At 46.7% G+C, this 12142-nt stretch carries 12 protein-coding genes; 9 read left to right on the top strand and 3 right to left on the bottom strand.

The genetic code is table 11. From position 1 onward, the window contains the following. Positions 1–193: 193 nt before the first annotated feature. The 7 genes from GC096_RS26680 (at position 194) to GC096_RS26650 (ending at position 6346) form a co-directional block, all read left to right on the top strand. Positions 194–1423, top strand: coding sequence for a sensor histidine kinase (locus GC096_RS26680; RefSeq protein WP_216626273.1), 1230 nt, complete (start codon positions 194–196; stop codon positions 1421–1423). Positions 1424–1426: 3 nt separating this feature from the next. Further along, on the top strand, positions 1427–2059 hold the full coding sequence (locus GC096_RS26675; protein WP_171634450.1) for a response regulator transcription factor: 633 nt from the start codon (positions 1427–1429) through the stop codon (positions 2057–2059). A 303-nt stretch (positions 2060–2362) separates the two neighbouring features. After that, positions 2363–2545 carry a DUF4177 domain-containing protein gene (locus GC096_RS26670; RefSeq protein ID WP_171634448.1) on the top strand — a complete coding sequence of 61 codons (183 nt, stop codon included), beginning with the start codon at positions 2363–2365 and terminating at the stop codon, positions 2543–2545. 107 nt (positions 2546–2652) lie between these two features. After that, complete coding sequence (locus GC096_RS26665; protein ID WP_171634447.1) at positions 2653–3381, top strand: (Fe-S)-binding protein; 729 nt, start codon at positions 2653–2655, stop codon at positions 3379–3381. Next, entirely contained in the window at positions 3378–4892 is a 1515-nt protein-coding gene (locus GC096_RS26660) for a LutB/LldF family L-lactate oxidation iron-sulfur protein (protein ID WP_171634445.1), read from the top strand. The genes GC096_RS26665 and GC096_RS26660 overlap by 4 nt, the downstream gene beginning before the upstream one ends. Beyond that, entirely contained in the window at positions 4885–5625 is a 741-nt protein-coding gene (locus tag GC096_RS26655; protein ID WP_171634443.1) for a LutC/YkgG family protein, read from the top strand. Before GC096_RS26660 ends, GC096_RS26655 begins: the two co-directional genes overlap by 8 nt. A 13-nt stretch (positions 5626–5638) precedes the next feature. Then, positions 5639–6346 carry a FadR/GntR family transcriptional regulator gene (locus GC096_RS26650; RefSeq protein WP_171634442.1) on the top strand — a complete coding sequence of 236 codons (708 nt, stop codon included), beginning with the start codon at positions 5639–5641 and terminating at the stop codon, positions 6344–6346. Between the two features lie 196 nt (positions 6347–6542). Here the strand turns inward: GC096_RS26650 and GC096_RS26645 are convergent, their stop codons facing one another. The 3 genes from GC096_RS26645 to GC096_RS26635 are packed head-to-tail and all read right to left on the bottom strand — an operon-like array spanning position 6543 to position 10078. After that, positions 6543–7628, bottom strand: coding sequence for a Ger(x)C family spore germination protein (locus GC096_RS26645; protein WP_171634440.1), 1086 nt, complete (start codon positions 7626–7628; stop codon positions 6543–6545). Then, positions 7625–8734: a hypothetical protein gene (locus GC096_RS26640; protein WP_171634438.1), complete on the bottom strand. Its 1110-nt coding sequence runs from the start codon at positions 8732–8734 to the stop codon at positions 7625–7627. Before GC096_RS26640 ends, GC096_RS26645 begins: the two co-directional genes overlap by 4 nt. Before the next feature lie 3 nt (positions 8735–8737). After that, positions 8738–10078, bottom strand: coding sequence for a spore germination protein (locus tag GC096_RS26635; RefSeq protein ID WP_171634437.1), 1341 nt, complete (start codon positions 10076–10078; stop codon positions 8738–8740). 141 nt (positions 10079–10219) lie between these two features. On the opposite strand from GC096_RS26635, the gene GC096_RS26630 reads away from it, so the two are divergent. Together GC096_RS26630 and GC096_RS26625 are read left to right on the top strand one after the other, a co-directional pair. Continuing rightward, positions 10220–10447, top strand: coding sequence for a hypothetical protein (locus GC096_RS26630; RefSeq protein WP_171634435.1), 228 nt, complete (start codon positions 10220–10222; stop codon positions 10445–10447). A gap of 158 nt (positions 10448–10605) precedes the next feature. After that, positions 10606–12111 carry a malate:quinone oxidoreductase gene (locus GC096_RS26625; protein WP_171634434.1) on the top strand — a complete coding sequence of 502 codons (1506 nt, stop codon included), beginning with the start codon at positions 10606–10608 and terminating at the stop codon, positions 12109–12111. The last annotated feature ends 31 nt before the right edge of the window (positions 12112–12142 follow it).

Here is a 12142-nt window from a genome sequence, read left to right as displayed (position 1 = left end):
AAAAGATTATGAAAATGGGGGTTGCCTTTCTAGTAGAACTATTTACTAGAAGGGCAGCCTCTTGCCGATTAGGAGATGTCATATATTCTCCAATCTAAATGAGAAGGCATTTCGAGGGGGATGTCGAAATATATATAATAATGTCGAATATAGGGGGGCGTACCCCTAAGAGGTAGTAGGTGATCCAATGAGTATGAACATCGTCAAAGACTTTCTACTGCAATTAGCTATTATTGCAACGTTAGTATTCACATTCCAAACGTTCTTTGCGACGAAATCCATGCGTAATAAGCAACACATTGGGGTGATTCAAGCTGTACTACTGGCAGTAGCTATTGTTCTATGCATGTCTTTTCCTGCTTATATCACGGCCAATGTTCGATTAGATATCCGGATTGTTCCGTTATTGTTAGGAGCCCTGTATGGGGGTTGGCGAACAGGCATTTTCTTATCTGCCACGATTATCTTGTATCGATTATTACTCGGAGCAGATTTAGGACTATATACGACGATTGTAACTCTTGTTGTTAGCATGCCAGTTATTCTCACCTCTCAGAAGTCCTTCCAGCATGGCGGGAAGAATAAAAGAATAAAACTAGCCCTGCTTCTTTCCATTTTTTATTGTCTTGTAGGCATAGCTTTTGGATCTATAATTGGAGGCGTATTCATCAAAACTCTTCTTATCAATCTGATCCATGTCTGTATCGCCACATTGGCTGTCTGGTTATTCACTTCTTTAAACGAAACGATTAAGGAAATACTCTTGAAGAATCAACAGCTGCAATCAGCCGCGAAAGACGCAGAAATCTCCTTTTTACGATCCCAAATAAACCCCCATTTCTTGTACAACTCCCTGAATTCAATAGCCGCATTGTGCATCGACGAACCCCAGAAGGCGGAAGCATTAACACTAGATCTTTCACAATATATGCAAAGTAGGTTTAACTTCAAACACATGGATACCTTCACAACCATTGAAAATGAGTTGGAGTTGGTCGAAATTTATTTGAATATTGAGAGGGCACGTTTTGGCACTAGATTAGCTGTGGAATATGACGTGGATAGACAATTAGCTATGTGTATTCCGCCGCTGATTCTGCAACCACTGGTGGAAAATGCGATTAGGCATGGTTTAATGACGACCCTAGGAGGGGGAACCGTGATCATATCGATCAAAAAAGAAACGGATGACGTCGTTCGTTTTGCCGTAGAAGACAACGGGATCGGTATGTCTACAAGCACCCAGGAACATATATGGCATGTTGATGAAACAAAACAAGGTATAGGGATTGGATTACAGAACTTAAGTCAGCGCATGGAGCTTCTTTACGGGCAACGTATTCATATTGAAAGCACAGAAGGTATAGGCACCAAGGTATTCTTCGACATCCCTGTAAAACCTTTTGAGCTAATTGGAGGTTAAATCATGCTGCGCGCTATTATCGTGGATGATGAAGAATTATCGTTGAAACGAATGAGAAAGTTAGTAGTGGATAGCGGTGAAGTTGACGATTGCCATACGTTTATGAATCCTTTGGAAGCCTATGAATTTGTAAAAGAGAACCCAGTAGATATCGTTTTTCTCGATATTAATATGCCGGGCATCAATGGTATGCGATTTTCTAAATTAGTAGTTGACCTCCATGCATCAATCTATGTGATCTTCGTAACAGGATATGATCATTACGCAGTTCAAGCCTTTGAGAAGGATGCATTAGATTATTTGATGAAGCCCGTAACGGTGGAACGGTTGTCCAAAACATGGGATAAAATTAGAAAAATACAGAAAAATACTTCAGATGCTTACACCACACTAACATCGGAAAGCCTCACTGCACCGAAAAGGGTACAGGGGTCACCACTCGTTGTTCTAACTGACCAGGAGACCAGAATTCTTCGATTAGTGACGGATGGACTGACAAATAAAGAAATAGGCACTCAGATGAACATCGGGGCTGAAACGGTCAAGTCACATATGAAGAATTTGTGCAGAAAGTTAAATGCCAATAATCGGATACAGGCGATACAGCGTGCTAAGGAATTAATGATACTTCGTTGACAGTGGTAGGGCTAAGGGGGAACCAGGGTGCGCTATTTCAAGATTTTAGAGTCCTTTGGCTACGAAAGGGAACGAGGATCCGCTATTCTGCTACTTTGGGAGGAAATACCGCGTGTAGAGCGGGAATAGTGCACTGACGTTCCTCTTCGCGCTCCAAACCCCTCAGTTTAAACAAATTAGCGCACTCAGGTTCCCTCATACCAATGATATTTCCAGCTAAGGTACACTAGGCTCCCCCCTCCGGACCAAAGTATAATTACTCAAACGCTGCTAGTATACTTAGTACTAGAGGGAGGGATTACCATGTACTTATACAAGTATGTCGAGACGTCACTAGGTGGATTTTTCAGTTCGGCGAAGCATCGCGAAACCATTGATGAGCACGCCCAAGAGGGATGGAGATTGGTGCAGGTACTGCCCACCAATTATAACGGTCATGGGAAGCCCATGGCCTATGAGATTATTTTTGAGCGGAAACTTGGATAATACTCATTTATCCGCAATTAACCCCTTCTCAAGACAAGGGGTTTTATGCTACACTCAACTTGTCTGACAACCTGATAAGTTAACGAAAGAAAGTGGGGCTTCTCCTTATGAAGGTTTCCTTATTTATTACATGTCTAAGTGATGCACTATATCCGAAGGTTGGCGAGGCAATTGCACGTCTGCTCGGGCATTATGGTGTCCTGTTAGAATTGCCGACGGTGCAAACGTGCTGCGGCCAGCCTGCCTATAACAGCGGCTACTGGGATGAGGCGCGAGCAACAGCGAAGACGATTCTTACCGCATTTGATGATAGTGACTTTGTGATTTCGCCATCGGGCTCATGCACGTATATGATTCATCACTATCCGAATTTATTTAAGGATGAACCGGAGTGGTTGGAGAAAGCGATGCAGCTTCAGAACAAAACGTATGAATTTACACAGTTCCTCGTCAATGTCCTAAACATCGAAGACTTGGGCGCTGTGTTTCCACATAAAGTAACGTACCATCCGTCCTGTCACGGAAGCAGGCTGCTCGGTGTGAAGTCAGAGCCGCTTGCACTACTCCAAGGCGTCAAAGATTTGGAGCTCGTGCCGCTTCCTTTTGCAGAAGATTGCTGTGGATTCGGTGGAACTTTTGCAGTGAAGATGGCCGATATCTCTGGTGCGATGGTGCAGGAGAAGGTCGATCATGTGAAGGAAACCGAGGCTGAGGTGCTGGTCGGTCTGGATTTGGCATGTTTGATGAATATTGCGGGCAATTTGCGCTATCGGAATGAGCCGGTGAGGGTGATGCATCTAGCTGAGCTGTTATATGAAGGGGTGAAGCGAGCATGAGTCACACGACGAGTAAGTCAACAGTTAAGGAGCGGGCAGACCTCGCGCTGAACGACGAGTTTCTGCGCAAAGCGGTCAAGTTCACGACAGAGCGGCTTCGCGGCGGCAAACTGAAAGCAGCAGCAGATCACGGCAATTGGGACGATTGGCGCGAACGAGGCAGACAGATTCGATTGCATACGATCGCGCATTTGGATTATTACTTAACGACGTTTGCGAATAATGCGAGAGCGAATGGGGTTCATGTGCATTTTGCCGATACGGATGTCGAGGCTGTTCAAATTTCCTTAGAAATCGCAGCTGCCAAACAAGCCAAAACGGTCGTCAAATCCAAGTCGATGGTAACCGAGGAGCTGCATTTGAACAAGGCGCTGGCCTCCATTGGGGTTGAAGCGATTGAGACGGATTTAGGCGAGTACATCATTCAGCTGGCGGACGAAACACCGTCGCATATCATTATTCCAGCGATTCATAAAAATAGATATCAAATCGCCGACCTGCTCTCCAAAGATGCTGGGGAGACGTTGGCTCCCGACACGACGATTTTGGCAGGCTACGTTCGCAAGAAATTAAGAGAGAAATTCCTAGAAGCGGATATCGGGATGACGGGCTGTAATTTTGCCATTGCGGAGAGCGGATCGATGGTCTTGTTCGAAAATGAAGGCAACGCCCGCATGGTTACAACGGTGCCCAAGACGCAAATCACGCTCATGGGAATGGAGCGTATTATCCCAACGTGGGCGGATCTTGAGGTCATGGCGACCTTGCTCCCACGTTCAGCAACAGGGCAAAAGCTGACCGTCTACATGTCCGGCATCACAGGTCCAAGACGAGACGCAGATGCGGATGGTCCGGAAGAGATGCACATCATCATTGTCGACAATGGGCGCTCGCAGCAACTCGGCGATCCCGAATTCCAAGAGCTGCTCAACTGCATCCGCTGCGGCGCTTGTCTGAACGCCTGCCCGGTGTACCGCCATATTGGCGGCCATGCCTACGGCGGCACGTACAGCGGCCCGATCGGCGCGGTGCTTACGCCGGCGCTCAAGAAAAATGTGGCGGAATGGGACGACATCGCCAATGCTTCAAGTCTTTGCGGTGCCTGCTATGAAGCATGCCCAGTGAAGATCCCGCTGCATGACATGCTTGTGTCGCTGCGACGCCGGAAGGTCGAAAGCGGCCATGGCGATAAAATCGAGGCCGCGGGAATGAAGGGTTTTGCTGCGCTGATGGGGAACTCGAAGCGTATGAACGCCGTGCTCAAGTTGGGCAGAATTGGTCAAAAGCTCGTCGTTCGCGACGGCGGCATCCGACTGAAGGTGGGACCGCTCAAAGGGTGGAACTCCTACCGCGTGACGCCAAGCCTGCCGAAGGCATCTTTCCGAGATGGCTGGAAAACACTCGAGCAAGAAATTCGCCATGGTCTAACAGAGGCTGATCCTGCTATTCAAGCGAAATTGGCAGAAGCATTGGCTGCACGAGGCAAAAAGGGAGGACATCATCATGGCTAAACGCGACATAACGCCAGAGTGGCAGGAGAAATTAACGAAGCTTGATCAGCAATCGCTGAGTGAGCAGGAACGTTTCATCCAGGGCATCGCCCAGAAGCTGGGGCGCGCACGTGTGACCGAGAAGCCGGCCCATCCTTTCCAAGGGGCTTCGGATAGCTGGAAAGCGTTCAACTGGTCTCCAGAAGAACGCATTGAGAATTTCACGGCAAACTTTCATGCAGCAGGCGGGCATGTCGTCCGAGTACCTTCGATGGAAGAGGCGAAGGCAAGTATTCAAGAACTCGTGGGCATGTTAAGTGTCAAACGAGTGATCCACCAGGATCAAGCGGAATTACATGCGCTGGAACTAGACGAAGCTCTTCCAGGCGTGAACCTTTCGGTCTGGAACACTGACGACGATACGAACTGGAAGGCTAGTGCAGCGAATGCCGATCTGGGGATTGTCCTAGCTGATCATGCAGCGGCTTACACAGGCTCGCTAACTGTGTTATCATCAAAAGAAAAGGGCCGCTCTGTGAGCTTGCTCCCTACGGCACTGATCGTCTTGCTGCCGATTGAACGATTGAAAACGAGACTAGGCGAGATTCTCGCCCCACTCGATCAGATAGCAAGGAAAGATCTGCCTGCTGGCGTTCACTTCATCTCAGGTCCAAGCCGCTCAGCGGATATTGAGAACGACTTGACGATTGGTGTTCACGGTCCGGGGATTGTGCACGTGCTACTTATCGGATAGAAGAGGTATTCATATGGAAGTTACGAAGCTGCAGAAACAGAATCACTATGATGAGATCGCTCAGCAGATCAAAGAGATGATCATTCAGGGTCAGTTGAAGATGGGCGATAAGCTTCCTTCTACCAAAGAGCTGTCCGAGCGCTTCGGCGTTGGCCGTTCCACTATGCGGGAGGCTCTCAGCGCCTTAAAGGCGATGGGCCTCATTGAGATTCGGCAAGGCGGTGCTTGCCGGGTCATCCGGCAGGCGCCGGCGGAGGTTTCTTTGCCCGAGTGGACATCGCTGCGGATGAATAGAACGACGCTCCTAGAGCTGATGGAAGTGCGGCAATCACTGGAGATTTCGATCGCATCGATTGCCGCGCGGAAACGAACGCCCGAGGACTTAGCGCAGTTGCAGCGCATCATGCAAGACATGGGGAGTTCCGTAGGTAATGATGCGGAGGGGGAAAGAACGGATCTCGGATTCCATCAGTTGCTCGTTCAAGCGACGCATAATAGCATTATGGAGCAAACCTTTGACTCGATCCGCAACGCGATGGAAATGATGATTCGCGATATCCGACGCGCAGAATTGTATGCGAATCAGGAAGTAGCGGTCCAGCTTCTGAAGGAGCATAAAGTCATTTATGAAGCGATCGTCAGCGGAGATCCGGTGCTGGCATCTCAAGCGATGCGTGTTCATCTGGAGCATGTTGAAAGCATTTTGATCAAATATATATGAATAGCCAGAGGGGCTTTCCACAACTCGATGAGGTGAGGGGGAGGGCCTCTTTTTGGTATGTGAGCCCCCGCAGTCGCGTAAGTCGAAGTAACCGACTAATTCGGAAGAAGTAGAGGCCCTGCAGGTGGAATTAGTCGAAGAAACCGACTAACTTCAGGCAAGGGGGCACGCAGGCTCGAAGGTGGCCTACCGTTCTTTAATGCACCAATCCCGTACTCTCGATTTTCACATGCGTTTCGACTTCGAATTTAACCTCTGGATAAATAGACTGCCAATACTCCCAATCCTTCTCTTTCCCAAAATACTGCCCCAAATAATGAAGGCCAAAACCATATGGATCAACCTTCGCATCCCTGATTTTGTAGAGGAGAGCCTCTACGGACTGGTTGACCTGCTGTTCAAGCTGCGGCTGAACCTTGTGAATGTCCAAACCTAAAGTGCCTTGCTCTATCATGCCTGTAAGATTGAGTTTCAGTTTGACGACTGGCGTAGCTTCCTTGGAAATCGAAATATGCTTCTTGACACGCGCTACATAAAAGCTCAGTGGCTGTCCATTATATGTGATGGAAATTCCTGACTTGCTGAACTCATTCGCACTCATATTATAAAACTGAGTCTCAGGTGGGTTGAGGACGATACGCTGATTGGTTTTATTCAGCAAAGCAAGATGCTCAACGACATAAGAATCACCATCAAAGCTAATGATCGGAAAATAGGGATCTAACCCTTTTTCTTTGAAACGTCGGAAAGTGTCAAACAAAAGCTCTGTTACTGTATAAGGAGACACCGTTCCTTCTTTCCCAAAAGTAAGAAAAAAGGAGTTGCCAGCAAGTCTCTCGGTAGTTGGGTTCGACTCTAGCAGCTTACTCGCAGTAGGTTCAGCAACGGCTGTATATGAAATGAGTTGAATGTCGCGTCTTCGCGTAAGCCAATTCAATGGCTCTTCAAGGGACCTCGTCGCTAAGCTTTCCCCGAATAGGAACATACGGCAATGACCAAAATCAAGCTCTTTATCGACATGAGCTTTAAGATTTCTAACGGCTTCTGCGATGCTTTTGGCCTCTTGATGTTCGATCTGGCTTTCTGCCAGGCCCTCACCGACCTTCGAAGCGGGGATGGCTAGACGCAGTGTGACGAGATAAGGTTTATCCTCCTTGCCCGTCCAATCGACACCCATGGCGACGACAAAGAAGCGCTTGTCGATATCCTTAAAACCGCATCCGCCAAGAGATGTACAGATAAGTAGAAGGGATAGACACATGAGAAATGGTCGCATATTCATAGCTGTACCTGTTCCTTTTTTTGCTTCCTAACGAAATAAATCATCAGGAAAAGGAAATAGATTTCAAGGAAAAATCGAAGTACTAGCCAGGCTTCAGATAGAACCTGACTTTTCTCTAAATTGACATATCTCATGAAAAGGAAGGCAAGAAAGCCGATGCCCAAACCGAGCCATACGTTCAGCCAAGGCACAGGGTCTTCTTCAACTTTGATCGCCCCATTGATGGCGTAGCGGAGCAGCATAATCGTCGTGTGCCAAGTATTCATGACGAATAACAGCGATAACCCAGTGAAGAGGAGTAGAAAAACGAACAAAACACGGTTAATAAACCCGTATTCCGTCACCATGGAATCCGCCGTCATACTCCATAGATAAACATAATTTTCAACCCCAACCGTCCCATGAAAGCCGATAGGAACAAAAAAAGTAATCAATAAGAATAAAATGCCGAACAAAGGTACAATCCAGCGAAAACGAAACTTAAATCCAACCGGATACAGCCGATTGAAAATAAGGAGACTGAGATAGCCAGAGAATAAAAAGGTAGCAGCGGCGACCGTCTCGAAAGAAGGCGGTTTATTGACATAGCCTGCCACATATCGAATAGCATCCCAGTTAATATTTTTATTGAAAATAGCTTTCATGATAAACAAAATAAGCAACGGTGAGCTGAGAATGACCATGATTTCATGAATGAATTGGACCGTACGTGTAGACCGAGTGCAGGCCCATATGGCCGCGGTTGCCATGAGAAACAGATTCAGATAGGGGTTAATGTCGGGGTAAAAGAACATACGAACCGTTTCTGAATACGCATAGATCACGATAATGCCAGCGGGTAACCAAAGGCACAGCGCAGCGAAAAGGATGTTGGCTTGGGTAAACCAGCGAGGTGTATAGCGATCACATATCTCTGGAAAGCCGAGTCCTGGAAAGCGCTCGAAGCATGCCATGGTGCCAAGTGAGAGGATGGACCCGATGACCATCGCGACAAGCATACCCGATACGGCGCCATTGAACCGGTCTCGGATCAGTAAAGAGGGGACAAACATCATGATATTAATCATGCCGACATAGAGCACATGATAGTAGGTATACCGCGACATGACTTACTTTGCCCCCTTTTTAAAATGGTTGTGTGCTTTCGCTTCGAGTTTGGGGACGTATAAGGCCAAATAAGGTTGACCAAAGCTTCTAAGACTACACCAATAGGAAATTAAGATGAAGCCAAGAACGACGACACCAAGCAATCCGAAGAAAATGGCAGCTATCACAAAGATGTATTTAACGAACCGAACCGAGTAGCCGAAACCGTTATTCGGTATCACGAAATTGGAAATTGCGACAACAGAAGTCACAATAATCATAATACTGCTAACTAAGCCTGCTTGTTGGATGGCTTGCCCCAAGATGAGGCCGCCAACCGTTGTGGCGGTCGAACCTACATAGCGCGGTAGCCTAAGACTAGCCTCGTTCAAGGCTTCGATCATGAATAGCATGATGAAGACTTCGATAAAGGACGGGTAGGGGACGACGACACGGCTTCCTGCGATCGAAAGTGTTAATTGGACGCGAAGCACTTCAGGATTATAGGAAACAATCGCAATATAAAGTGCAGGTAGTGTAATGGTTAAAAACATAGCGAAATAGCGGAGCAGGACGAGGCACTTGCTCATCCAATAGGATTCATAGTCATCATCCATGGCATGCAGGAAGTCAAAGAGCCGCACAGGAAGAACGAGCCCGAAGCGGCTTCCATCCTGAAGGAGAGCAATTTTCCCGCGTTCGAGCATGGCTGCGATACGGTCAGGTCTCTCTGTTTGGAGGATGATAGGAAAAACACGATGTCTCCGTCCAGAGAGCGTCTGCATGAGCTGGCCGGCAGCTTGGAGCATCTTTATTTGTATGGTGGAAATCCGTTCGTTTAAAAGTCCAAGTACATCTTCATTGACAAGATCCTTGTCATAAAGAACGGAGACCCGCGTGTTCGAAATTTGCCCAATCGTATGCATTTCTACGCAAAGAGAGGGCGCATTATAACGCATCCGAACGAGGCTAATATTTAAATCCAAATCTTCGGTAAGCGCACTCTGCGGCCCCTGAATGGCTACCTCAACCTGAACGGTATCAGGTTTATCTTGAAACTTCCGTTGCACGTCGAATCGATAGACCTGCTCTTCAATTTGAAAAAGGACAGTACCTTTGAGCAGCAAAGACGTCCAGCGCTCAGGGTGATCCGCTATGCCGAAGGCAGGATTCGAATTCAGCATGCGGTCGAACTCTTCTGGATTAAAGCAGTAAGAGTAAGGAACGGTTAGTCCATTTTTGATTAGAGCGAGGTCACAGAGAGATGGAAAGTAAATCAATTCCATTTGCATATAGCCATTGTCTAGGGTGTCATAGAATAGGTCAGCTGGATTATTCAATTCAGCACGGATGCGTTCGATCATGCCAATCCCCCCAATTCCCTTACATTACCATGCGGCTTAGCGTGCCCTAAAAGGGGGGAGAATAATCAGAAATGGATGGATGGATTCTAGGTAGGAGGAGCAGGATATAGAGATAATGGAAATTGTGGAGGAAGTCATTGTATGACTATGGGGAGAAGTATTGCTGTAGGGCACGGTTTCGATTATAATGAATTGCGCGAAGTTTGGCTCGAGGCCCATCGGAGCTTAAAAAATAACGGATTTCGTCATCGACGGAGTAAATATGTGTTGAAATTTCTTATCTATGGACCTACAGCTGAATGCTGCAGGTCTTTCTTAGTAGTTATTCGCTTAATCGACAAGACTTCTTCGACACACTTCTTGTCGTAGTGCTTATAACTATCATATAATAGTAATAATATTTTATCGATTGGCTTATTAATTGATCCAGAAAAGGTGTGTGTCTAGGCCGTGACTTGGCTTGCTGTAACGCTAAGCAGGCGCGCCTATATCCTTTCTGCAAATTTCAGGGTATAAGGATGGTAAAAATGAGTAACAGACAAACGAAAACAGACGTCATCTTAATCGGTGCTGGCATCATGAGTGCGACTTTAGGGACACTTCTGAAGGAATTAGTGCCAGAATGGGAAATTAAAGTCTTTGAGAAGCTCGAAAATGCTGGAGAGGAAAGTTCTAACGAATGGAATAATGCAGGTACAGGTCATGCGGCACTGTGCGAACTTAACTACACTTCCGAAAAACCAGACGGATCTATAGATATCAGTAAAGCTATCCAAATTAATGAACAGTTCCAGCATTCCATGCAGTTCTGGTCGTATCTTGTAAACAGTAAGCTAATCCGTGATCCGCAGGACTTTATCATGCCATTGCCTCATATGAGTATGGTTCTAGGGAAACAAAATGTATCGTTTTTGAAGAAACGGTATGAAGCGATGTCGAAGAACTCCTTATTTCAGGGGATGGAATTTTCCGATGACCCTAAAAAGCTAATGGAATGGATTCCGTTGATTATCAAAGATCGTCCATCGAATGAACCGATCGCGGCAACCAAAATTGACTCCGGTACGGACGTTAACTTTGGCGCTTTAACGCGTATACTATTTGATCACTTAAAGAAGAAGAACGTTGATATCAAATACAAACACAGCGTTGATAATTTGAGACGTACTAGCGATGGCTCGTGGGAATTGAAAATACGTAATATCAATAGTGGCAGTGTTGAGCGCCAAACAGCTAAATTCGTCTTTATCGGCGGTGGCGGTGGAAGCCTGCATCTGCTGCAAAAATCCGGTATTCCAGAAGGTAGAAATATCGGAGGATTCCCGGTAAGCGGCATATTCATGGTATGTAATAATCCAGCTGTGGTCGCGGAGCATCATGCCAAAGTATATGGTAAAGCGAAGCTTGGTGCACCGCCAATGTCAGTTCCGCATCTAGATACACGTTTTATCGATAACAAGAAATCGTTGTTATTTGGACCATTTGCCGGGTTCTCGCCAAAGTTCCTGAAAACCGGTTCCATGTTCGATTTGGTAACTTCCGTTAAACCGAATAATCTCGTGACGATGTTGTCGGCTGGAGCCAAGAACATGTCGTTGACGAAGTACCTGATCGAGCAAGTGATGCTATCGAAAGAAAAGCGCATGGAAGAGCTGCGGGAGTTTATCCCAAGTGCCAAAATCGAGGACTGGGAGTTAGTTGTAGCGGGTCAACGTGTACAAGTTATTAAAGACACGGCTGCTGGCAAAGGAACGCTGCAATTTGGTACGGAAGTGATAAGTTCAGCTGACGGCTCATTAGCGGCTTTGCTCGGTGCTTCTCCTGGAGCTTCTACCGCGGTTTCGGTCATGCTTGAGCTCGTATCGAAATGTTTCCCAGAACATATCAAGGAATGGGAACCGAAAATTAAAGAAATGATTCCGAGTTACGGTGTGTCGCTTCTGAAACATCCAGAGCTTATTGATGAAATCCATTCGTCAACTTCGCGGATTCTCGGTCTAAGTGGGAAGAAATCGTTAGAGGTATCACATTAATAAATAGTGGGGAGTTTGGCTTCGCGGCGGA

It is taken from the genome of Paenibacillus plantarum, assembly GCF_013141695.1.
Taxonomy (GTDB): domain Bacteria; phylum Bacillota; class Bacilli; order Paenibacillales; family NBRC-103111; genus Paenibacillus_E; species Paenibacillus_E plantarum.
The sequence above is the reverse complement of the archived record's forward strand: the minus strand, read 5'-3'. Positions and strand labels throughout refer to the sequence as shown.